Source organism: Imperialibacter sp. (genome assembly GCF_040222815.1).
Lineage (GTDB): Bacteria > Bacteroidota > Bacteroidia > Cytophagales > Cyclobacteriaceae > Imperialibacter.
Genome location: NZ_JAVKCH010000040.1, coordinates 56,095 through 78,861, shown reverse-complemented (window position 1 = coordinate 78,861; position 22,767 = coordinate 56,095). Strand labels below are relative to the sequence as shown.

The window sequence follows — 22,767 nt, the reverse complement described above, 5'->3', positions numbered from 1 at the left end:
TATGACAAAGACAGGAGCATATCGGATCATTATCAGTGGAGGAGGCACCGGAGGACATATCTTCCCGGCAGTCGCTATTGGTACTGCCTTCAGGGAGCGATTCCCCGATGCTGATATCCTCTTTGTGGGTGCTGAAGGGAAAATGGAAATGCAGCGGGTGCCAGAAGCGGGCTTCAAGATCATTGGTCTTTGGATCAGTGGATTGCAGCGCAGCCTGTCGCTCAGCAACCTCATGTTTCCTTTCAAGGTCATTTCCAGCGTATGGAAATCCAGGAAAATAATCAACGACTTCAAGCCTGACGTAGTCGTAGGCGTAGGCGGTTATGCCAGCGGGCCCTTGTTGTACGCTGCCACTTCCAAAGGCATTCCATCACTGATTCAGGAGCAGAATTCATACGCAGGACTCACCAATAAGTGGTTGGCCAAACGGGTGCAGAAAATATGCGTCGCTTATGAAGGCATGGAGAAGTTCTTTCCAAAGGACAACCTTGTCATTACCGGCAACCCGATCAGAAAAGATATTACAGCCGGAAATATTACAAAAACAACAGCCACTTCTTTCTACGGACTTGATGCTACAAAACCGGTGGTGCTGGTGTTTGGAGGCAGCCTTGGTGCTAAAACTTTGAATGAGAGCGTGCTTGCAGGCCTGGCCGAATTCCAAAAGGCGGGCGTTCAGGTACTGTGGCAGTGTGGCCGTTTTTACTATGAGCAGATGAAGCAGCAAACTGCCACGCTCGACATGACCGGCATTGTGCTGCTTGAGTTCATCAAAGAAATGGACAAGGCTTATGCTGCTGCCGATGTGGTGATTTCCAGGGCAGGGGCGCTGTCAATTTCAGAACTCTGCGTGGTAGGTAAGCCTGTCATTTTTGTGCCTTCGCCAAATGTTGCGGAAGATCACCAAACAAGCAATGCCATGGCGCTTGTGAAGAAAGATGCTGCCATTGCCATTAAAGATATAGACGCCAGGGAACAACTGGTGCAGGGAGTACTGGCCCTTTTGAAAGACAAAGAAAAACAACTAACGCTTTCAGCAAACATCAAAGCAATGGCCAGGCCTGCGGCTACGGAAGACATCGTGGATCAGCTGGCGGAGCTACTGGGTGCAACCGAAAGCCGCCCGTTTGGGAATATAGACAATGTTTACTTCCTCGGTATTGGCGGTATCGGCATGAGTGCCTTGGCTCGATGGTTCAACAACCAGGGCAAAAAGGTAGTGGGCTACGATCTTACCTCCACGGCACTGACCGACGAGCTGAAGAAAGAGGGCATCGATATTCATTTTACGGATGATGTCTCTTTGATTCCTGAGAGCTTCAAGGCCGACAAAGCAAAGACCCTGGTGGTGCTGACCCCAGCCATTCCAGTTGATCATACCGAGTGGGGTTACTTCAAGGCAGAGAGCTTTGACATCAAGAAGCGCTCTGAAGTGCTTGGAATAATCTCCAAAAGCAAATTCACCATAGCGGTGGCTGGCACACACGGAAAGACCACTACGTCGTCCATGATCGCTCACCTGCTGAAGTCGGCTGGCAAGCCGGTCGAAGCATTTATTGGAGGTATCACAACCAATTACAACAGCAACTTGCTGCTTTCTGACGATCCTGAATCGCTTTTGGTGGCAGAGGCAGATGAATTTGATAGATCCTTTTTACGCCTACATCCTAACATAGCCGTCATAACCTCAGTCGATCCCGATCACCTTGATATTTATGGATCTGCTGAAGAAATGATAAAGACATACAGCGCTTTTGCCGGGCAGGTAATCCCTTCTGGAAGCATCTTCCTCCAGGGTAAGCTGCAGCAAACACTTATTTTGCCTGCCCGCAGAGCGTCTGTAAATCATTACGGTGAGTCATTTGATTACCGTCCTGAAAATGTCAAAGTAGTCGAAGGGCAGTTTGCCTTTGATATGGTATATCCTGAAGGCAAAATGACTGATCTGAGGCTTCAGGTGCCTGGTTTCCACAACGTCGAGAACATGACCGCAGCCATAGGTGTGGCCTTACAACTAGGCATCGATGAAAAGGCGATCAGACAGGGTGTGGCCAGCTACAAAGGAGTGAAGCGCCGGTTTGAAAGCATTCTGAAAGACGATCATCATATTTTTATCGATGACTATGCGCATCACCCTGAGGAAATCCGGCAGTTTCTTCGCTCAGTAAGGGAGTTGTATCCTTCCAAAGAGCTAACGGCCATTTTTCAGCCGCATTTGTACACCCGCACCAGAGATTTTGCTGATGGGTTTGCTGAAAGCCTTTCCATGGCCGATGAGGTGATTCTGCTGCCGATTTACCCTGCAAGGGAGAAGCCTATTCCCGGTGTAGATGCCGAAATGATTGCTTCCAAAATTTCGCATGCAAGGAAGCAGGTGATCAGCAAGGACGAGTTGCTGGCGTGGACGAAGAGCCACGATCCGGAAGTACTGCTCACGATAGGAGCAGGTGATATTGATAAAATGGTGAAGCCGCTGGCGGAAATTTTAAAGACGAAGAGCTATGCTGCATAAGATAAAAATAAAAAGAGGCGTGTATTTTGTGGCAGGAGGCATCCTGTTGTTCGTGCTGATTGGCTTTGTGAGCAAAAAGCAAAAGGACAAGCCTTTCAGCGAAGTCTATATTGACATTGACTACAGCCAGGGAAATTATTTCATCCACGAGAACGATATCAGGAAGCTGGTCAATGCCCCGGGCAACGAAGTGCTGACCGGATCATTCGCTAGTGACATCAATCTGAGGAATATTGAAACGAAGATTGAGAAGCATCCTTTTGTGAAAGAAGCCGAGGTGTTCAGGGATCTGAGAGGCAATATCAAAGCCAAAATTACCCAGAAGCGACCAATTGCACGCATCATCAACAACGGAGGTTTTGGTGCCTATATCACCGATGCAGGAGAAGTGATTCCTCTTTCGGATAACTACACAGCCAGGGTGGTGTTGGTGAAAATTCCTTCTTCCAAAAAGTACAAAGCATTGATCGAGGAAGACGAGCAAGGCAAGGGACTTTTTGAAATGGTGAGCTACCTGGAGGGCAGCAAGTTCTGGAAAGCTCAGATAGCAGAAATTTCGATGGACAAAGGGGGTGAAATGATACTCTACCCTCAGGTGACCAAGCAATATATTGAATTCGGAAAAGCGGAGGACATTGAAACCAAGTTCAGTAAACTCCATATTTTCTATACCAAAATCCTGCCTGAGAAAGGCTGGAATACCTACGAAAAAGTGAACGTGAAATATAAAGACCAAATCGTCTGTGAATAATACTCCTATGCAAAACGATAAAATTATTGTTGGCCTCGACATAGGCACCACCAAGATATGTGCCATAGTGGGCCGTAAAAATGAATATGGAAAGCTCGAAGTGATGGGCATGGGCAAAGCCGTTTCTGACGGGGTGATCCGTGGTATTGTGACCAACATCGATAAAACGGTGAGCGCCATTGAAAAGGCCGTGGCTGAAGCAGAGGAGCAGTCGGGCATCGACATCCGGGTGGTGAATGTGGGCATTGCCGGTCAGCACATCCGCAGCTCTATCCACCATGGCTCGATCACCCGCCAGTCCAACGACGATGAGATCACCGTGGAGGATGTGAACCGCCTGACCAACGACATGTACAAGATCGTGATTCCACCGGGGAGTGAGATCATCCACGTCATGCCCCAGGACTACATCGTCGATTATGAGGAAGGCATCAAAGATCCCGTGGGTATGTCAGGCGTGAAGCTCGAAGCAGATTTCCATGTGATCACGGCACAGACGAACGCTATTAACAACATCAACAAGTGCGTGCGCAGAGCAGGCCTTGAAATAGAAAACCTCATCCTTGAGCCGCTGGCGTCAAGCCTGGCGGTGCTTAGCGAAGAAGAGAAGGAAGCCGGCGTTTGCCTGGTCGACATAGGTGGCGGTACCACAGACATTGCCATCTTCTACGACAATATCATTCGCCACACGGCTGTGATTCCTTTTGGAGGCAACATACTGACGACCGACATCAAGCAGGGCTGCATGGTGATGGAACACCAGGCTGAGTTATTGAAAACCAAGTTTGGCAAGGCTATCGCTGAAGAGGCAAATCCTAACGAAATCATATCTATTCCCGGCCTTAGAAATCGTGCCCCCAAGGAGATTTCTGTAAAGAACCTGGCGCATGTGATCGAAGCCCGCATGGAGGAGATCATAGAAATGGTACACACCGAAATCATTACCTCAGGCTTCCAGCACAAGCTGGCAGGAGGCATTGTGGTTACCGGTGGTGGTAGCCAGCTGGCGTGTGTGCAGCAGTTGTTTGAGTACATGTCGGGCATGGATAGCAGAATAGGCTACCCCAACGAGCACCTCGGCAAAGGCAAGCTGGAGACAGTGAAAAGCCCAATGTACGCCACAACTGTTGGCCTTGTATTGAGTGGCTTCCGGGCCCTCGATGAGCGTGAAAACCGGTACAATGAGAAATCGTTGCACAAGCCAGTGGCAGGCAAGTCAATCACCCGCAGGGATTTGACGGTGCCTAAGAACTTCTTCAACAATATGCTGGAGAAGACAAAGAAAATGTTGATTGATGATTTTGACGATAAAATGGAATAGGTCGCTTTTTTCGGATGGCTTCTTTGGGCCATCTGACAAAAGGACTACACCTCAACTTCTATAGTTATGACAGGAAACGCATACAAGTTCGATCTACCCCAGCATCATAAGTCGATCATTAAGGTGATCGGCGTTGGGGGCGGTGGCAGCAACGCTGTCAACCACATGTTTAATCAAGGTATCAAAGACGTCGAGTTCGTCATTTGTAATACCGATTCTCAGGCGCTCAATAGCAGCCCTGTACCCATTAAGCTGCAGATAGGTGCCAACCTAACCAGCGGTCTTGGGGCAGGAGCCAACCCCGAAAAGGGAAAGAATGCGGCGCTGGAGAGTAAAGAAGATATTCGGGAGCTTCTGAGTGAAGACACCCGCATGATATTTATTACCGCAGGCATGGGCGGCGGCACAGGTACTGGTGCAGCGCCTGTTATCGCCAAGGTAGCCCGGGAACTGGATATCCTCACGGTGGGCATTGTGACGGCTCCTTTTGCTTTCGAAGGCAAAAAGAAGACGCAGCAAGCCGAAGAAGGCATCAGGGCTCTGAAGGAAAACTGCGACACCGTGCTGGTGATCCTCAACGACAAGCTGAGAGAGATTTATGGCAATCAGTCCATATCTGAAGCTTTCTCCAAAGCCGACAATGTGTTGACCACCGCTGCCAAGGGCATTGCGGAAATTATCACCGTGCCGGGCTATGTCAACGTCGATTTTGAGGATGTAAAAACAGTAATGAAGAACAGCGGCGCTGCCGTGATGGGATCGGCTGTTACCAGTGGCGACAACAGGGCCATTCGTGCCGCTGAGGAGGCCATTTCTTCACCGCTGTTGAACAACACCAACATTCTTGGTGCGCAGAAAATTTTGCTTTCCATCATTTCCGGTGAGCAGGCTGAGCTGCAAATGGACGAGCTGACTGCCATTACTGAGTACATGCAGGAGGCCGCCGGCGACGATGCTGAAGTGATCTTTGGCCACGGTGTCGATCCTGAGCTAGGCGACTGTATAAGGGTAACGATCATCGCTACAGGCTTTGACCAGGAGTCCATTTCGAAGATACTGGAAGAGAAATCAGAGAAGAAAATACACGATCTGGAGAAAGCCAAGCAGATCGATCTTTTTGAGCACCAGCCCAAAAAACCTGAAAGGCCAATTACCGAGCCGGTCATCAAGAAGCTGAAGGATGAAATAAGAGAAGAGGACGAAGCTGAAGCCGAAGAAAGGTCTTATGTTTTTGACTTCAAGAAGAAGGACACCCCTCCGTCAACTCCTAAGAAAAAGGACGACGATGATAAAGGGCTGTTTGAATTCGGAGAAGAGTACGAGGTAGTGGAAGGCAGCGACCTTGACCCGGGCGACGCCTTTCTTGAGGAGCTGGAAGGTTCGGCGCATCAAATGAGCAAGAAAGTGGAGTTGATGGAGCAGGCAAGGGAAAGAGAGCGCAAGCTGGCTAACCTGAAGAGCCCGTCTACTTTAGATAGTGATTCTTTCAAAGAGAAGCTTGAAGTACCGGCTTATATGAGAAAGAAAGTGAAACTACAGGACGTGCCCCATTCATCTGAAAGGAAGATTTCAAAGTTCAACCTGAATGACGACAACCAGATTTTGGGTAATAATCGCTTCCTGCACGACAACGTAGATTAGTTTTTTTGTTTTACAGTTAATAATTGCAAAGGTTTTATTCCTGTCTAACTTTTGTGAGCTGTCTCATGCCCCGACTTTGTCGGGGCTGAGCACGGCGGATTTTCTACCGAATACCGTCCCCTTGAGCGCTTTCCAAGCCCTGAAAGTGCGGTATCCAACTGCGAAGGGTAAAGCCCTTCGCAATACGAAGCCCCCTAAAACCCAATCAGCTGCTCTGCCTGCAATTCCAAATCCCTCAGGTAGACACTGTTTGTGATCTTCTGCCCCTCAAGGTGTTTCTCAATAAAGGGCATCTTTGGTTTAAACGCTAATACGTGCGTACCGCAGTAATTCAACACATCAGTGAAATGGGAAACGGCCAGTCCACCGCCTTGTCCTCCTGAGCTGAGACCGATGAGCGCCGCTTTTTTGCCTCGGAAGGTGCCCGGATACTCCATACCGTCAATGAATGCCTTCAAAACACCGGGGTAAGATCCGTTGTATTCCGGCACCAGGAACACAAACTTCTGCGAGTCTTTCATTTGCTGGCGGAACCGGTTGAACGCCTCGTTTTTGCCATTGTTTTTGTACAGCGCTGAGAAAATAAAGTCTTCAGGCAGGTCGGCCAGATCGATGATCTCTGACGATACGCCTTTGGTGGTCAAAATATCGGTGTATATCTGAGCGATGTGCCTGGAGTTGGCTGGCTCCCTGTTGGTGCCGACGATAATGGTGATGGGGTTGGACAATGGTTTATTCGTTTTCCTTACAACAGTTGATTGAGGCAAAAGTTTCTGGAGCTAAGGTAGGAAATCAGAGATAGAAGTCCGATTGCGATTTTCACCCCCATGATTGGCTAAGTGTTTAGTGGATTGTTCTTTGGGCTTTCCAGCTAAATCCAAAAACAGTTTCCTTTTTGGAAACTTTTGTCTATTTTCAGGTGGCTATTCCGAAGCAAATAGCAAACAATCTTATTGCAAATAATGAGGATAATAGCCTTGAGTACGTTAAAAGCGTATTACCTGAAGCACCCCGAAACAGAAACCGGGATAAAGCTATGGATCGAAAAGGTGAAGGGCGCATTGTGGACAAAACCGGAAGATATATTGAATAGTTTTACTCACGCCCGACCAATTGGAAAGGGAAGAGTGATATTTAACATCAATAAAAATGATTACAGATTGGTTGTACAAATTAACTATGAGCGACAGTCTGTATACATATGTTTTATTGGAACACATAGCTGTTTTATTGGAACACATAGCCAGTACGACAGGATTGACCCTGAAACAGTTTGGGAGTACTAGACTTAAACTAAAGAAGTATGAATGATCTGCAAATGCAAGTTAGGCCAATAAGAAGTGATGCAGAATATCATCGGGCATTGGAGGAATTGAGAGGTATTTTTGATCAACCAAAAGGCTCGCTGGCTTTCGATCGTGCTGAAGTGCTAGAGATTCTCATTGAGGACTATGAGAACAAGCATTTTCACATCGAAGTACCTGACCCTATCGAGGCAATCAAATATTCAATGGAAGAAATTGGGATGAACCAAACCGAGCTGGGGCAAATCATTGGTGATAAAGCAAAAGCTTCTCTGGTGCTTAATAGAAAGCGTAAATTGAGCGTTTCAATGATACGGCGCTTGCACGAGCATCTGAAAATCCCCCTGGAGATTTTGATTAAGGAATACAGACTGGCGAATAAGTAATACGATATTATCTTTTATACTGCCACGCAGGGCTAATAGGAAACTTCACGCCAAACAGCATATTATAGAAGTCGCCGTTTGATCTGATTTTGGCAGTTTGTTCCGGCCCAATACCTATCTGGTAAGTACCGTCGATTTCTGTCATTTTCTTAAAGCCTTTGGTAGAGCTGCCACTGATGTAGAGAACAAAGCTGTTTTTGAATTGCCAGCTGACAGATACACCGGCCTCAATCAAACTATAGTTTTTCCTCAGACCAGGGGTTGCCACCACTGTTAGCCGACTTTCGTCACCGGCATGAAATGAACTACTATGCCCTCCAATATTGGTTGATCCTCTGTCTATTTCATACCGCATATTGTGCACAAACGAATAGCCAATAAATGGTGAAGCTTTTAACCTTTCCCTGAAAAAACCGAAGTTGGATTTTAACCTCAAAGGTATTTGGATGGCCGCATAAGACTGACCTGAAATCAAGCCAACGTTAGGACTTTTCAGCCTGAAGCCCACTCCGTATTTGTAGGCATTAAGCCCGGTCTCAAATAGGAGCCCCTGGCTGATTTCCTGCCCTACGATAAATCCGCCTGCAGGACTGTAGTAAATCGGCTTTTCTCCAACCAGTCCACCAGGGTCGTCAACAGAAATCTTCTCATACTTAGGTCCAAACTCAAAGCCGAGGTAGGTCTTGTGCTGTCCAACAACATAGTTCGTATTGAAGACAAAAAACGATATTAGTACACTGCACAACAGAGATTTCGTTGACAGGAAGCTTTTTTGTGAGTTAGTCAACATACAGGTTCGTTAATTATTTAGGCTAGCGAGAAGAGTTAAGAGGGAATTTGATGCCAATCATTGAGTTAAGATAGTCGCCAGTAGAGCTTACGTTTGTTGACCGGGAGGGTTGATTATCCACCCAGTACTCTACTTCCAAGTTTATGACTTGGTTATCCCCTTTCAGGTAATTGCCCGTTAGGTAGACTATCAACTGATTTTTGAATTGCCATCCTAATAAAATGCCGACCTCGAGCAAAAGCGTGTTTCTGCCAGGGCCGTTGGTCGCATTGTACCGGAGACCAGTGGATCCATCGTCGGTTTCGAAACCATGATACCCAGCCGTATTTACGTAGTTTGGACTTGTGCTGACAATCAACGCTACACCGGCAGATGGAGCGATCTGTAATCTATCGGAAAGGAAATAAAACCTCTGCTTTGCCCGAAGAGGCACTTGAATCACAGAAAAGGAAGGAGCAGAGGCATACGCCGTACCTTTGACACCTATACCATGGTGGTACTTGTAGCCATACAATCCCGTTTCAAGTGTCCATCGTTTGCCAAAGTCCCAGCCGAAAGAAAGCCCTCCCGTCACACTATTATTATAAGGTGTTGAGTAAAGCTGGTCATCGTGCGCTGGAACCTGCATGATCTCATACTTGGGCCCAAACTCAAAACCGAGATAAGTCTTACGCTGCCCAGTCACTTCTTTAGAGAGAGTGACGACAGCTAATGTAACTAAGGCGAGTTTAGATATTTGCATTTCCTGTTGACATTAGGAGCCTTTCTTATACTGCCAAATCGGGCTGATGGGGAATTTTACCCCGAGTATTTTTGCAAAGTAGCTGCCGTTGGAGTAGAGCTGTCCATATTCGAGCGGCTCACTACCCGTTTTGGATGTCAGGTCCGACTCAATTACTCTTTGAGGTCCTCCAAAATAGTTGCCAGAAAGATAAACGATAAAAGTGCTTTTGAATTCCCATTCAAGAGAAAGACCGGCATCAAGTAACACAAATACTTTTCTAAAGTTTGTTGGCGCACCAACACTCACATAGTCACCATCCGGATAATAGCCGAGTGACGTGCCACTGCTAGTAAAATCATTACCATAGTTGTTCTGAAACACGACGGAAAAACCTGCTGCTGGCGTAAGCCTTAGCCTGGTGCCAAAAAGGGGGATCGGCGCTTTGAGGTGGAACGGAATTTGAGAAGCACCATACGCTCTGATCCCTGCTGAGCCGTAGTTGTCCAAACTAACTCTTGCTGTGTACCTGTATGCATAGAAACCTGTTTCAAGGAGAATTTTTTCTCCAATTTCCTGCCCAAATAGTACTCCTCCCACTATTCCATCATCCTCTTTATATTCTTTGACTGAATCACCACCTCCTATGATTCTGGATACCTCGTGCTTGGGACCAAACTCAAAACCAAGGTAGGTCTTGCGCTGAGCCTCCGCTTGCAGAGCCGTGGCAACAAGAACAGTCAAAACGATAAATTGACTCAGTATCTTCATTCAAAAGTTTGTTGAGGGTTCAAAAAATACCTGCAACTGTGATAGTTAAATAGCTAAAAATGCATCTATATACACGAATATAGTAATTTCACTTATTAAATGTGATAATTATATCATGCCTCAACCTATTTTGTTTACGGTGCCGTGTGCAGGGGAATAAGAAACATTACAAAATCGACTTCGGCATCACTCCCCTCAGCCACACCTTGAACTGCTTGGCCCGGCCGGCTTCAGCGTCGGGGTTGAAGTCTAATGTGGTTTCCCAGGCATTCTCCGGCCGGATGTCAACCTCCATGGCGTGACGCAAATCTCCAGCGACTTTGAGGTCATAGACAACCACGATGCACTCGGTGTTGAGGTTGGCGCTGCGGGGGTCGAGGTTGAACGTGCCAATCACAGCAACGTCGTCGTCGATCACCATCGATTTGGCATGAAGGCCAAAAATAGGGGCGAAGTTCATTTTCTTTTGCAGGGCGCCTGTCATCACCTCAAAGCGGATGGCGGCGTCGGGTTTGAATTCGTAGATTTTGATACCGATGTTCAGGAGCTTTTCCCTGTCTCGCTGATAGCCGCTGAACGCCTCCAGGTTGTCAGTCGACGAGAGACTGTTGGTGAGAATCTTAACTGATACACCCCTGTCCACAGCTGCTTTGAAGAGCTGCTGGCTGACCTCGGTTGTAATCAGGTAAGGTGACTGGATGAGGATGGACGACTTTGCCCGCCTGATCAGGCTGACCAGCGAATCGGTAGCCACGCCGCCACCTGCCAGCCCCTGACTGCCGTCGTTTTTACCGGGCAGGTCGGAGATGAACTGCACGCTGTCTGTCCATACCAAAGAGCCGGAGGCCTGCGCCTTCTGAAATTCCGTTGGCACCTGCTTCACTTTTTCCCTCACCTCAGGCCAGAAGTTTTCGGGGTTGCAGGCATACTGGTGCAGGTAGGCGTACTTTACATCGAGGTTGAGTTCTTCGTCGGTTACCTGAGCAAGCTTGCCCACTGGCACACTGAGCTCACTTTCCCAAAACAGGTTAAACGACTGCTGCACATCCTGCACTTGCTTGCCCACCAGCAGCACATCACGGTCCCGGAAGTTGTACTCATGGTCGTAATCGAAGTACTCATCGGCAATATTTCTGCCGCCGGTGATCACCACCTGCTGGTCGACGATGAAGGTTTTGTTGTGCATGCGCTGGTTGAAGCCCTGAAAGTCGGTGGCGAGGGACAGCAGCTTGCCCGGCAGGTTCTTGCCGATATTGGCATTGGGATTGTAAATTTTTACTTCCAGGTTGGGGTGGGCATCCATGGCAAGCAGATCATCTTCCTCTGCTTCCACCATGATATCGTCCACAATGATCCTGATCTTCACGCCCCGGTCGGCAGCGCCCAGCAGAAAGTCTGCGGCAATCAACCCGACATTGTCCGTAGAAAAGATGAAGTACTGAATGTCGATGGTATGCTCAGCGGCCTCCGTCAGCCAGGCCCGGATGATCATAGAAGCGTCTCCTTCTTCCAGAGAATGCACGCCGGTTTTGGTGGCCAGCAGCTCAGCGTACAGCGCCAGGTAGTCCGACAGTTTCACTGGTGCTGCTTCAGGAAGCTGAGAGCAGAAGTCTTCGGTGATGGGAGGGTATTTGAGTTCTTCTGGCCTGCAGGCTACTAGTGTCAAAAGAAGAAAAATATAGAAGGTTTTGTACGCCTTAAGTTTCATTTGTAGCCTGACTTCGTTTGATTTTTAACTGCTCCAAAGGGGCAATTTACGTTTTTTCCAGGAAGACTAATTTATTGAGGAAAATTGGTAGATTGAGGGGTGTAGTGAGGGTAAACAACTATTTGTTAATATTTCTGATATGCCTCCGTCAGAAGGTGTGCAACAAGACACTTAAATGACAGAAAGAGAAATACGAAAATATATTGACCGACTTAATAGTGAAAAGGCAGACGAATTAATTTTCACTCGACCAATAAGTAAAACTGTTGATGTTGCAAAAGTGTGGACAGAACAACCCAAAATGACTGATAACATTGTTGGAAATTTCAGGTCCTTTAGATTCTTCTTTATTAGAGATGACTCAGGCCAGTACATTGGCGCTGTACTTGATATGTATCAAGACTTGCACTGGTATGTTGTGCCTAAGAGTAGAAAACGAGGTCATCTGACAACTGCATTGAAAGAGTCAATTCTCCCGTACTTATTTTGTGACGGAAGAGAAAGCCAGACTATAACCATTGAAAAAGATGCAATAGGAGAGAAAAATTACTTAAGCTCTAAAGGCGTAGCTATTAAACTTGGGTTTGAGCCAAGGAATGAAGAAGAGACTGAATTTGAGTTAAAGCCGACCGACCTCAATTGGGACAATGTAAATTTAGAAGAGGATAATGTGAGGATTAGCTCAGAAAGATTTGAAATATTAAGAAAGAGGGTGTTTTATGCTTACAAGATGCTTTGCAAAATCAGTGATGAGCTTCTAATTAAGGTGGACAACGATGAGGGGCTAAGAGAAGTTGCCGATGAAGTCAGGAACTATACATGGAGAATAGATGACATCGAATGGAAAAGTAAAAGAACGAAAAGATAACATTTTCTAAAGCACCTATCGCCCTCGTTTGAGCGATAGCGGAAACGGCTACCCACCTGGGAGGACGTATGAGACAGGCGATTGTATCGCCGATACCCCATTTACCATTCGAGACCATTTTCATCCTCTTCGCAATTTCAATTTCTTGCACCATTGGCTACTTTCCAAACCAAAGATTATCTTTAACTATCATAAACATCAAGGAAAAGATCATAGAAAGGTAGAAAGGGTGAATGACATCAATGACCCCAACTGTTGGACGAACTCCTTCAAGCGATGGAGCTGGAGCATGAAATAGAACATTTTCATCAGCTAACCGGCGAAGAGAAAATGGCTATTGACGAGGGGATTAACGATGCTGAAGCAGGTAACCTACACTCGAATGCAGCGGCCAGTCAACTCGTTAAAGAATGCCTATAAAAGTAAGTTGCACCATCTGGCTCTTCGAAATTTCAATCGCTGAGCGAGAAAACCGAAGGCAGTTCGCCGGGTTTCAAACCCGGTTTACGGAATTCCTCCACCGACCTTATTTGAGCATCAGCCGAAACAGCTACCCGCCCGGGAGGGCGTATGAGACTGGCGATTGTATCGCCGATATCCAATGGTAATTATTTTTGGTCAGAAAAAACCACCGAAACTCTCCAGCCCGGTGGTTCTTCAAATGCATTTGACTACGCCCTTAAAGCGAGCGGCTTACCTTAAACTTGGCGGTGATTTTTACGTTGCTTTCGTTAGCCGTTGCATTGCTGACTTCGAGCAGCCTCGCATTAGTGACTTCGAATGTGCCCTCAACCAACCCATCAACGGCCCCAAATTTTTCAATGACCAGGCTTCCCGTGCTGTTGCCAGTGATTTCTCCGTCTTCTGCCTTGTAGCTGTAGTATGACTTAGTCATATCACCATTAGCCATCAGCAGCCAAGTGCCTGCCACGTTGCTTTCGAAGTTGGCATTCCATGCGAACGTGCCTTTGGGCTCTTCGCCTTCCCATAAAATAGTGAAGGAAAGACCGCTGTCGTCGCTAGCGTTGCCAGTGAGTTGATACGTGTTGTCCGACAGCTTCATAGATGATCCGGAAAAGATAACGGGGTCGGCGTTGCCTATCGTCAACTCAATCTTTTCGTTGCCAATGGGGTCGCCTGCGTCGTCAGAACTGCAAGCACAAAAAAATAGAACCATCCCTGCCAGCAGGGATCCAGTGAACACCTTTTTCATAGTTATTTGACCTTTACTAATTGTTAAAAAATCTGCCATCTGAAACTGATAGCAGGTGCCAGGCGGTCAACAGTCTAAAAAGTTTGGGGAAGTTGGATCGCCTGAACCTCATCTACAGACGTAAACTTTAAAAGAAGGTTTGGGAGGAGGCTGAAAAAATTTAGTACTCGTTTGTGCCTCTGCTTTTGCCTTCCCCAACTTCCTCCGAGGCCGTGAAGAAACAGGCCTGGGCATAGGAAGTTTGGGTTGAAAGATTACAAAAGTTTGCCAGGTTCTACTTGGTCTGGTGCTGATCTTTACCTTGGCAAGCGCACATAGTTCGCCGTCATTCCTAAACTTTTGTAATCTGTTGACTTTACCCGGCTTTTGCCTCCAAAGAGCTCTCAATCCTTCCTTTCTGTCTTTCATGGTGCCGGAAATGCATGTGGGCATATTGCAGCCATTCATCTGCGTTGAAGTATTGGTGGCCTGGGTGTTTGGTCTTTCCTTTCTTTGTACTGTTTGAATGGCCGAGTGCCAAAATTCTCTCTTTTAACTTTTCGAATTCTCTGACGATCTCTTCCTTAGAAGCAGGCTGGGGGGTAGCGGCATTCGACGGAGGCCCTTCAATCATTTTGTCGGGAAACTCGTCGTTGGCAAACATGGCTTTTGCCACTTCCGACATCTCGCCTTCGGCATGATCATTGGTTTGCAAGCAGGCTTCCACTTGGCTCAGAAAGAACCCCGTGGCGTCGATCAGATGCATGTACACCTGCCCCAGCGACCACTTTTCCGGCTGTGGTTTTTCAAGCATTTGCTCAAATTCATACCTGTTCAACTCGTCCAGCCAGTAGTTGATGGTTTTGATAAATGAGTCTGTTTTCATCTTCAATCAAAGCTCAGTCAATTCAATATCCTTGTAGCTCACTTTCACCTTTCCGCCTCCGTGCACTTGCAAGCCGATAAGGCCCACTTGTTGGATGGCACCGTCCGCTTCCGTGTAATCTACGGTTTGAACGCCATTGAGGAAGATTTGGATTCGTTTTCCCTCGGCAATAATCTGGTAGTCGTTCCATTCATCGGGTTTGAAGAGCTGGACACCTGCCAGTGAGTCGATGCCTGCCAGCACTTTGTCTCGTCTGGACTCGTCGTACAGCGAACCAAAGTAGCCATTGCCGATATCCGCCTGGTAGCCGATCATTTCGTAGGAGGGTTCGGTGGCACGCACGCTCCTGAACTGCACACCTGCGTTGGTGAAGCCGCCAGCTGTTTCGAGTTTGTATTTAAGGGTGAGTTTAAAGTCGCCGTATGGTTGAAGTGTGCAGAGGAATTCGTTGTGAGGGACAGTTTCGGTCAGTGAACCACCCTCGATGGCCCCGTTTTCTACACGCCAGGTCTTGGCGTCACCTTCCCAGCCGGTGAGGGTGCTGCCGTCGAAGAGGAGGGTGGGAGATGGGGAGGTGCAGGAGAAAATTATCACCAGAGCCGGAAATATTGTAGATGTAGGCAAGCGCACTTTCATTGCTATAAGGTTATCGCAGAACCAAAATACGAAAGTTATGCGGACTTAAGATTACAAAAGTTTGGCAGGCTCTACCAACTCTCTTTTTCCTTCTGGCTTTGACAGAAGTAGACAACCCGGAGCTATTTCTAAACTTTTGTAATCTAGAAAGCGTCACCAATCGCTGGCCATTTATTTTGAAATACATAGAGCCTTGTTTATAGAAGCAGGTCAGCTAAATTTATTTACTAAGTTCATAAGAGTTGGCGGTACTCAGATTACAAAAGTTTGATATCCTTTAGCAATTTTCTTGCTCGTTCTGGCCTTGGAAGAAACAGACAGCCCGGAGCTATTTCTAAACTTTTGTAATCTATGCTATCTTAACCCCATGGAAGCGGGCAAGTTTTATCACATCTATAACCGTGGAGTCAATAGACAACCAATATTTTTCAATACAGAGAATTATTGGTTTTTTCTGAGGAAATTCAAGCAATATCTCACTGGGTTAGTCGAAGTGTATGCGTATTGTTTGATGCCGAATCATTTTCATTTTTTTATTAAAGTCAAGGATGACACAGATGAAAAGTCCGCCGATAAGGCTTTATCGAGGGTGGAAAAGGCATTTAAGGATTTCTTTATCTCATATGCAAAGTCTGTCAACGTTGAACAGGGCAGAACTGGAGCTTTGTTTCAATATAAGTTCAAGAGAAAAGAAGTTGAGGAACCAGACTACTATAGTTCATTGATTGGATACATTCACTTTAACCCGGTCAGGGCCAAGCTATGTGAAGAAGTTTCACATTGGCAGTTTAGCTCTTACAATGCTTTTTTGAGTGACAAGCCGACACTCGTGAGCCGGAGCGAAGTTTTGGAGTGGTTTGGTGGACCAGGTGGGTTTTTGGCATTTCACCGATCAAATATCGAGTTTGCCACAAAGCGGGATTGGGAGATTGACTAGACTACAAAAGTTTGGTGAAAAGGCGTTGGACGGCTGGTTCGGCGAGGGAGGCGATGGTATCCAAGTGCGAGGTCTGTCAAAACTTTTGTAGTCTGCTAAAAGCTCGTCTTTATTTTAAACCATCCTGGACGCCAGCTTTCCCCCTATATAGAGCAGTATTTTCTCAACCAACACCAAGTTCAGCACGTGCTGCTTGATTTCCTCTTTGTTAATCATCGGCTTATTATACTGCAAGGCGAGCCCTACAGCCGGATAGGCCCCTACATGGATATTTGGTCCAACAACTGATATGTTGAGCGACGTCATCAACGATTTTGATTCAACCATTACATTCATGATCGAATCGTCAAGAAACCGTTCCACCAACTTGTTCTCGTTGGGCACCACATAAAACAGATCGTGGAACTTGTGTTGTATTTCGTTTTGGCTCAGCACTTTCTCGCTCGAAAATAGCTTATCAACTTTTTTGGAGAGGCTTGCGCCCAGCAGGCCATCAATAGCTTTGTCTATCAAAACGCTACCTGCGATCTTATCTTTAGATCCGATCACCACTGGCTGGGGAAAATAAGATTGCTCCATCTCCAGTGTGCCAACGGGTCCGTGAAATTGAATAACGCCCCTGTTGCTGCTTGACTGTGACCGGGAAGTTGTGCTCGCTCCGGTGACTTTGGTTTCGACGATTGTTATTGGCCGTTCGTTGGCAATACCTTCCAGCCGCAACGCAGTTTCCACCTTCATATACCGTCGGTCTCGCAGTAGATATGTTTCTTCGAAAAAGTCTGGCGACATAGGTTCAGTCCTCGTATGGAATCCACGGGCTTTACCATACGCCTCGTAAATACCCGCTTTAAGCAAAGACTGAAGTTTTTTGAATTCCACATTTCGGTGATAGCTGATGTAAAGAGGATAACCCATGGCAAAGAGCCCTGTCAGTGGCATAATAGCGATGAAGACTTTGGGGAGCACAGGAAAAGAGATAAGTAAGATAATGGTACTCACGCATAAAATACCGAGCACAGCCATTGTCCTCTTGTAGACTCGATAATTGTAGCGCTGCATGATCTCCAGGCGTTGCTCCTCCAGGTAGGCCAGGTCAGTCGCTACTTTGTCGGTGATAGATTCGATTGGTGATGTGAGGCTATTCATTGTCGCAAGGGGCTTCTTCCACAATGGGGTAATTGTCGGAGTGAACGGCGTAGGTATTGCCTTCGAACTCTATGGTTTCATTGTCAGGGTGATAAACGAAGTCCAGCTTTGGAATTGCTTCATTGTCTGTTGAAATGGTGTATGTGTTGTCTACAGCCGAAATCGCCTTTATCTGATAATCAAAAGCATCCTGGTACCAGACGGTTGTCATCACCCAGCCGTTGTCGCCATTGTAGAAAGTCAGCCTGGGCACACCTCCGCCACAAATCAAAAACCTTACAAGCTGCCCCTCTTTTTCCGTAAGCATTTCGATTTCCAGCCCTTCGAGGTCAACCAGTAAATCCACAGGGCTTTCCGCATCCGGGTCAATTTCCATTACCTCTCCTGAGGCTTCCAATTCGTCTTCCGGTGCCATTCGGTCAGCCAGGAAGATGAAGTCAATGCCATTTTCGGAGTCGCCCAGCCATTGATAAACTCTTGCCGACGTCACGTTTCCCCAGTTGTTGCATCGGGCGTCAGCTAAAATGTTTGTTGTGGTGACGACTACCTGGGGCATTGTACCATCGCCGCCCCCTTCAATTGAATAGGTTGTGACTGACCCGATGCAGTCGCCGGTATACTCCTTACGTTCTCCCTCTTCTTCCGGGCAACTTGCTACACATTTCGTCACCAGCTGAGGCTCGGTAGCCCAAATTAGCCTGGCTGCTTCAGTTCTTATCAGAAAAACCGATTCCTTGATGAGGTCTCCGTTCACTCTGTGGTCAAAGGTCAATTCAAAGTCGCCCAGCCCTTCACCGGAAAGATCTGGAATTTCCTTGATTGCGCCAGGAATAACCTTTACGGCATTGGCAATTGATACTAGCTGGGATTCCACCTGGAGGAATTGATCAGGCATTACAATCTTCACTTCTAATTCAGCACCGAAAAGAACTGTGTAGTAGCTGCTGGAGTCATTGATGCTTTCTTTTATGCCGTAAAAAGTCAACCCGTTGGCCGTTACGGAATCAATTATAGATATGGAGTTACCAGAGTCAGCAAAGCTTCCCTTTCGAAGCGAGATGAATTCGCTAACGATGGTGTGACTGGCTTGTTCGCTCGTTTGGCCACTATTGCAGGCAGTAATCCCCACGCCGATGAGGCCAAGGAAAGGCAGATAAAATGATTTTTTCATATGAATGGAACGGTTCAGTTGTGGTCGGTGCTATTGCGTAGCGTTGCCTATAAAGAGTTTTGTGTCAATGACAGCATTGGATTGCCTTGCCAACAACAAAATAAATTGCCATGCCAAATAGGCTGGCTGTTATAAAAAATAAAGGCTAGTCTGCTTGAGGCAGTACGGGAAACTGAGGGAAATCTAGTCGAAAGTATCAAATGATACAACAGGCACCTCAACAAACTTTTTTGCTGGCAAGCTACAGTATTCTTTTACCAGATCACTCCTCCGGCACCTCAATCTCCTCACCCCAGATGTACTTGCCAAACCACTGCCAGTTGTGCCATACGGCGGCCAGCCTTTCTTTGGGTTTGGTGATGCCATGTCCGAAGCCTTTGTACACAACCAGCCTTGTTTCAACGCCCACATCCTGCAAGCCCTGATACAACTCGTAGGCGTTGGGAATAGGCACCCGCTTGTCGAACTCGCCATGCTGGATCAGCGTGGGAGTTTTGGCGTTGTTGATATTGGTCATGGGCGAGGTCTTCAGGTAGATGTCCATATTGGACCAGGGGGTAGCGTTGAGGTACTGACGGGTGAAAGGGTGGATATCGGTATTCACATAGTAGGTCACCCAGTTGGAGATGCCGGCGCCCACCGAAATGGCTTTGAACTTGTCGGAGTTGGTCGTAAGGAAAGCAGAAATGTAGCCACCCTGGCTCCAGCCCATACAGCCAATTTTATTGCTATCGATCAAGCCCTTTTTCTCCAGCGATTCCACACCTGACAGCACATCCCAGGCATCGCCCACACCCAGGTTCTCCACATTAAGCGAGCGGAAGGACTCGCCGTAACCAGCAGAGCCCCGGTAGTTGGGCTGCAAAATCAGGGCGCCTTTGTTGACCCACTGATTAAGGGGGTACACGTAGCTGGCGACTGGCGATGGGGTAGAAATGCCCGTTGGCCCGCCGTGAATGATGACTAGCAATGGATACTTCTTTTTGGGGTCGTAGTCCTTCGGCTTGCTGAGCACTCCCTCAATGGTAGCGCCGTCCTTGCTTTTCCAACTGATCACTTCGCTGTCGGCAGTGGCCCAATCGGAAAGCTGCCCGCTAAAGTTTGTGAGCTTCTTTTGCGCCACGGCTTTGATAGGGCTTGTATAGATCTCTGTCAGGGAATTGTCTTCAGTTCCAGAGAACGCTACCACCTCGCCGTCTCCGGTGAACGACATGCCGTAAATTCTTGCAGGTGAAGTGAAGATGGGCTTGAACTTTCCATTGTCGGGGTCGATAAAGAAAATCCGACGCACGGTTTTTTGGTAAGCGATGCCAAATATTCCCTGTGGATTCCATACCAGGGAACCCAGGTTTTCATCAAATGATTTGGCCAGCTGTGTGTTTTCTGACCCGTCCAGTTTTATTCTAAACAACTTTTCATTTTTGTAAAAATTAGAAGTGGTGTCGCTTAGGTAGCTGCTGTAGAGAATCCACTGGCCGTCGGGAGACCACGCCTCTAGCCCGTCAGCGCTTTTGTTTTTAACAAGAGGCGTTACCTTCTTAGTAGCCACATCCAGAATAGAAATGTCCGACTTCATGAATGAAGTGATATTGGGATCTGGCTGGTGGTTGAAGGCAATTTTGAGGCCGTCGGGCGACCATAGAAAATTGGTGACCGTGTAATTCACGCTGTCCAGTAAAATTTTGGTCGTCTCGTCTTTTTTCGTGGTGTCTTTTTTGTCTTTCGGCAACTCTCGCTTAAATAGTTTATCGGCATCAAAGGAAGTCAACCACAACCTGCTGAGGTTGTATTCCGCATCTTCCACCTCAAAGCCACCAAACTTTTCTTTTCTGGCCTTCTCAGCTTTCTCTTTGTCTTCTGCCTGAGTGAATGCTATTTGTTTGCCGTCGGGTGCCCATTCAAAGTCGGAAATGCTTCCTTTCGTATCGGTGAGTTGCACCGATTCTCCACCCTCCAGGCGGATCACCTGGATTTGCGTTTTCCCTGTTTTGTCGGAAAGAAAGGCAATCCACTGCCCGTCGGGTGACCACTTGGGGCTGGTACTGCTGCTTTTGACATTGTTGGTGAGCTGAAAGGGGGTGCCTCCATTTTTTGACAGCCAAATTTCCGTATCAAACCTGTTTTCTTCCCAGTCGGTGGAATTAACGGTGAAGGCGACATTTTTCCCGTCGGGAGATATTTCGGGGCTGCCCGCAGATTGCAGCGACAACACTTCTTCAAAGGAAGGGTTTTTTAGCGATTGGCTGTGCAAAGCGATGGAGGGAGCTGTTAAAAGGAAAAAAAGAAGGAGCTTTTTCATAGAAGGAGAGAGTATAAAGTAACATGCCTGGGCATTAGAACAGTAGGCTAATATAGCGCTGTGCGTGATGAAATCCGATGCTTTTATTTCAAATACGATTTGACAGAATTAGATTGACCAAAAATTCTATCTATCACTGTTTCTGATGTCCATTAATCTCAATCAAATTCAGGAAGCTGCTCATTTTATTCAGAGCAAAACCTCCGTTGTTCCGGAAACGGGAATCATCCTGGGTACTGGCCTTCATAGCCTGGTAGATGAGGTGACAATTGCCGATGTGATTGACTATAAAGACATTCCGCACTTTCCTGTTTCAACAGTTGAGTTTCACAAAGGCAAGTTGATATTTGGGCACATTGGGAAAGTGCCTGTAGTGGTGATGCAGGGCCGGTTTCATTTTTACGAAGGCTACAGCATGCAGCAGGTGACCCTGCCGGTGAGGGTGATGAAGCTGCTGGGCATTAAGCGCCTGTTCGTGTCGAATGCTTCAGGCGGACTCAACCCTGGCTTCCAAAACAGCGACATGATGATGGTGACCGACCACATTAACCTGTTTACAGAAAACCCGCTTCGAGGCAAAAACCTGGATGCTCTGGGTGACCGCTTTCCGGACATGAGCGAGGCTTATGACAGGAGCATGCTAAAGCTGGCGAGACAGATTGCGAAAGAGGAAGGTATCGATTTGAAAGAGGGGGTGTATGCCGGAGTTGAGGGGCCGAACCTGGAAACGCCAGCAGAATACAAATACCTCAGAATTATTGGTGCCGATGCGGTGGGCATGTCCACCGTGCCTGAGGTGATTGTAGCCCGGCACATGGACATTCCGGTGTTTGCCCTTTCCATCATCACCGACATGGGCGTGCCAGGAATGATTAAGAAGGTAAACCTTCAGGAAATAGTGGATGCCGCTCAAAAAGCAGAGCCACTGCTGAAGAAAATGGTGAGTAGGATGGTAACGGCAACGTCTGCATAAAGGCTGAACCTTTGCTTGGGGCCGGCACCAATTTTTAGCATGGCCTCTAAGCAGTGCCGTGCTACAAATCCAAATTGAGCGTTAAATGCCCGCCTAGTCCATCTTTTATGATCCTCATTAGGGTAGACAGACGTATGTCGCTTGCGTCGTTCTCGATCCTTGAGATGTAGTTTTTTGTTGTTCCTGCTTTGATGGCGAGCTCTTCCTGTGTGAGGTTCTTTCTCTTCCGGGCTTCTTGTATCAGTATGCCTATTTTGAAAGTTTCAAACCCCTCTTCATATTTCTTACGAGAAACAGTGCCCGGTTTGCCATACTTCTCATTGATATGATCGTCCCAGGATACCAGCTTACTTTTTTCGTTCTTCATGATATTTTTGCTTTAATCGCTCAGCTTTTTCAATCTCATTTCTAGGTGTCTTTTGTGACTTCTTTTGAAACCCGTTGAGCAAAATCACCAGTTTACCTTCGTCGAAAAAGCAAAATACTCGGAAGATATTGCTGCCTACTTTGATTCTAATTTCAAACAATCCATCCGTACCTTCCAGATGCTTAAAGAATCTCTCGGGAATCATTGGTAGCGTCCGAACCAAATCAATTACCCAATCTATTTTGGCTTGTACTTTTGTTGTCTGTCCATTATAGAATTCCCAAAAGTCAGTGCCATAGACAAAAATGTCCCGGAGGTACCTTTCACTCATAATACAAAGTTACCTATTTAGACAACTCTTAACAATAGTATGGGTGAAGAATTAAA

At 47.0% G+C, this 22,767-nt stretch carries 23 protein-coding genes; 10 read left to right on the top strand and 13 right to left on the bottom strand.

Going from position 1 to position 22,767, the window contains the following annotated elements:
* The first annotated feature begins 1 nt into the window (after position 1).
* The 4 genes from murC (at position 2) to ftsZ (ending at position 6,225) form a co-directional block, all read left to right on the top strand.
* On the top strand, positions 2–2,512 hold the full coding sequence (murC, locus tag RIF36_RS19995; protein WP_350123846.1) for a UDP-N-acetylmuramate--L-alanine ligase: 2,511 nt from the start codon (positions 2–4) through the stop codon (positions 2,510–2,512).
* The gene (locus RIF36_RS19990; protein WP_350123843.1) at positions 2,502–3,263 is read left to right on the top strand and encodes a cell division protein FtsQ/DivIB; all 762 of its coding nucleotides are present in this window, start codon (positions 2,502–2,504) and stop codon (positions 3,261–3,263) included. Before murC ends, RIF36_RS19990 begins: the two co-directional genes overlap by 11 nt.
* 7 nt (positions 3,264–3,270) lie before the next feature.
* The gene (gene ftsA, locus RIF36_RS19985; protein WP_350077918.1) at positions 3,271–4,584 is read left to right on the top strand and encodes a cell division protein FtsA; all 1,314 of its coding nucleotides are present in this window, start codon (positions 3,271–3,273) and stop codon (positions 4,582–4,584) included.
* Between the two features lie 66 nt (positions 4,585–4,650).
* Positions 4,651–6,225: a cell division protein FtsZ gene (ftsZ, locus tag RIF36_RS19980; protein ID WP_350122358.1), complete on the top strand. Its 1,575-nt coding sequence runs from the start codon at positions 4,651–4,653 to the stop codon at positions 6,223–6,225.
* Positions 6,226–6,419: 194 nt separating this feature from the next.
* Here the strand turns inward: ftsZ and RIF36_RS19975 are convergent, their stop codons facing one another.
* Positions 6,420–6,953: an NADPH-dependent FMN reductase gene (locus RIF36_RS19975; protein ID WP_350128091.1), complete on the bottom strand. Its 534-nt coding sequence runs from the start codon at positions 6,951–6,953 to the stop codon at positions 6,420–6,422.
* Positions 6,954–7,187: 234 nt separating this feature from the next.
* On the opposite strand from RIF36_RS19975, the gene RIF36_RS19970 reads away from it, so the two are divergent.
* Positions 7,188–7,511 (top strand): type II toxin-antitoxin system HigB family toxin, encoded by a 324-nt coding sequence (locus tag RIF36_RS19970; RefSeq protein WP_350128088.1) that lies wholly within the window; start codon positions 7,188–7,190, stop codon positions 7,509–7,511.
* A 17-nt stretch (positions 7,512–7,528) separates the two neighbouring features.
* Entirely contained in the window at positions 7,529–7,915 is a 387-nt protein-coding gene (locus tag RIF36_RS19965) for a helix-turn-helix domain-containing protein (RefSeq protein WP_350128085.1), read from the top strand.
* Positions 7,916–7,922: 7 nt separating this feature from the next.
* Here the strand turns inward: RIF36_RS19965 and RIF36_RS19960 are convergent, their stop codons facing one another.
* The 4 genes from RIF36_RS19960 to RIF36_RS19945 all read right to left on the bottom strand — a co-directional run bounded on the left by RIF36_RS19960 (position 7,923) and on the right by RIF36_RS19945 (position 11,905).
* Positions 7,923–8,705 (bottom strand): hypothetical protein, encoded by a 783-nt coding sequence (locus RIF36_RS19960; protein WP_350128082.1) that lies wholly within the window; start codon positions 8,703–8,705, stop codon positions 7,923–7,925.
* A gap of 22 nt (positions 8,706–8,727) precedes the next feature.
* Positions 8,728–9,447, bottom strand: coding sequence for a hypothetical protein (locus RIF36_RS19955; protein ID WP_350122368.1), 720 nt, complete (start codon positions 9,445–9,447; stop codon positions 8,728–8,730).
* A 12-nt stretch (positions 9,448–9,459) separates the two neighbouring features.
* Positions 9,460–10,197 (bottom strand): hypothetical protein, encoded by a 738-nt coding sequence (locus tag RIF36_RS19950; protein ID WP_350128078.1) that lies wholly within the window; start codon positions 10,195–10,197, stop codon positions 9,460–9,462.
* 166 nt (positions 10,198–10,363) lie between these two features.
* Positions 10,364–11,905: a phospholipase D-like domain-containing protein gene (locus RIF36_RS19945; protein WP_350128075.1), complete on the bottom strand. Its 1,542-nt coding sequence runs from the start codon at positions 11,903–11,905 to the stop codon at positions 10,364–10,366.
* Positions 11,906–12,080: 175 nt separating this feature from the next.
* Between RIF36_RS19945 and RIF36_RS19940 the strand changes: the two genes are divergently transcribed.
* Both RIF36_RS19940 and RIF36_RS19935 read left to right on the top strand, forming a co-directional pair.
* Complete coding sequence (locus tag RIF36_RS19940) at positions 12,081–12,773, top strand: hypothetical protein (protein WP_350093515.1); 693 nt, start codon at positions 12,081–12,083, stop codon at positions 12,771–12,773.
* 255 nt (positions 12,774–13,028) lie between these two features.
* A complete protein-coding gene (locus RIF36_RS19935) occupies positions 13,029–13,193 on the top strand; it encodes a hypothetical protein (RefSeq protein WP_350128072.1) in 165 nt (54 codons plus the stop codon).
* Between the two features lie 259 nt (positions 13,194–13,452).
* On the opposite strand, the gene RIF36_RS19930 is transcribed toward RIF36_RS19935, so the two are convergent.
* The 3 genes from RIF36_RS19930 to RIF36_RS19920 all read right to left on the bottom strand — a co-directional run bounded on the left by RIF36_RS19930 (position 13,453) and on the right by RIF36_RS19920 (position 15,487).
* Positions 13,453–13,986 carry a hypothetical protein gene (locus RIF36_RS19930; protein ID WP_350128069.1) on the bottom strand — a complete coding sequence of 178 codons (534 nt, stop codon included), beginning with the start codon at positions 13,984–13,986 and terminating at the stop codon, positions 13,453–13,455.
* 355 nt (positions 13,987–14,341) lie between these two features.
* On the bottom strand, positions 14,342–14,851 hold the full coding sequence (locus tag RIF36_RS19925) for a DinB family protein (RefSeq protein WP_350128066.1): 510 nt from the start codon (positions 14,849–14,851) through the stop codon (positions 14,342–14,344).
* A gap of 6 nt (positions 14,852–14,857) precedes the next feature.
* Positions 14,858–15,487: a 3-keto-disaccharide hydrolase gene (locus tag RIF36_RS19920; RefSeq protein WP_350128063.1), complete on the bottom strand. Its 630-nt coding sequence runs from the start codon at positions 15,485–15,487 to the stop codon at positions 14,858–14,860.
* Between the two features lie 511 nt (positions 15,488–15,998).
* Here RIF36_RS19920 and RIF36_RS19915 point away from each other — a divergent pair.
* Positions 15,999–16,424 (top strand): hypothetical protein, encoded by a 426-nt coding sequence (locus RIF36_RS19915; protein ID WP_350128060.1) that lies wholly within the window; start codon positions 15,999–16,001, stop codon positions 16,422–16,424.
* A 114-nt stretch (positions 16,425–16,538) separates the two neighbouring features.
* Here RIF36_RS19915 and RIF36_RS19910 read toward each other — a convergent pair whose 3' ends face one another.
* The 3 genes from RIF36_RS19910 to RIF36_RS19900 form a co-directional block, all read right to left on the bottom strand.
* Positions 16,539–17,570 (bottom strand): hypothetical protein, encoded by a 1,032-nt coding sequence (locus RIF36_RS19910; protein ID WP_350128057.1) that lies wholly within the window; start codon positions 17,568–17,570, stop codon positions 16,539–16,541.
* Positions 17,563–18,741 (bottom strand): hypothetical protein, encoded by a 1,179-nt coding sequence (locus RIF36_RS19905; RefSeq protein WP_350128054.1) that lies wholly within the window; start codon positions 18,739–18,741, stop codon positions 17,563–17,565. The genes RIF36_RS19910 and RIF36_RS19905 overlap by 8 nt, the downstream gene beginning before the upstream one ends.
* A 262-nt stretch (positions 18,742–19,003) precedes the next feature.
* Positions 19,004–21,040, bottom strand: a complete 2,037-nt coding sequence (locus tag RIF36_RS19900; protein WP_350128051.1) for a S9 family peptidase — start codon at positions 21,038–21,040, stop codon at positions 19,004–19,006.
* A gap of 145 nt (positions 21,041–21,185) precedes the next feature.
* Between RIF36_RS19900 and RIF36_RS19895 the strand changes: the two genes are divergently transcribed.
* Entirely contained in the window at positions 21,186–22,013 is an 828-nt protein-coding gene (locus RIF36_RS19895) for a purine-nucleoside phosphorylase (protein WP_350128048.1), read from the top strand.
* Between the two features lie 61 nt (positions 22,014–22,074).
* Here RIF36_RS19895 and RIF36_RS19890 read toward each other — a convergent pair whose 3' ends face one another.
* Both RIF36_RS19890 and RIF36_RS19885 read right to left on the bottom strand, forming a co-directional pair.
* A complete protein-coding gene (locus tag RIF36_RS19890; protein WP_350128045.1) occupies positions 22,075–22,380 on the bottom strand; it encodes a helix-turn-helix domain-containing protein in 306 nt (101 codons plus the stop codon).
* Positions 22,361–22,711 carry a type II toxin-antitoxin system RelE/ParE family toxin gene (locus RIF36_RS19885; protein ID WP_350077950.1) on the bottom strand — a complete coding sequence of 117 codons (351 nt, stop codon included), beginning with the start codon at positions 22,709–22,711 and terminating at the stop codon, positions 22,361–22,363. Before RIF36_RS19885 ends, RIF36_RS19890 begins: the two co-directional genes overlap by 20 nt.
* Positions 22,712–22,767: the final 56 nt, after the last annotated feature.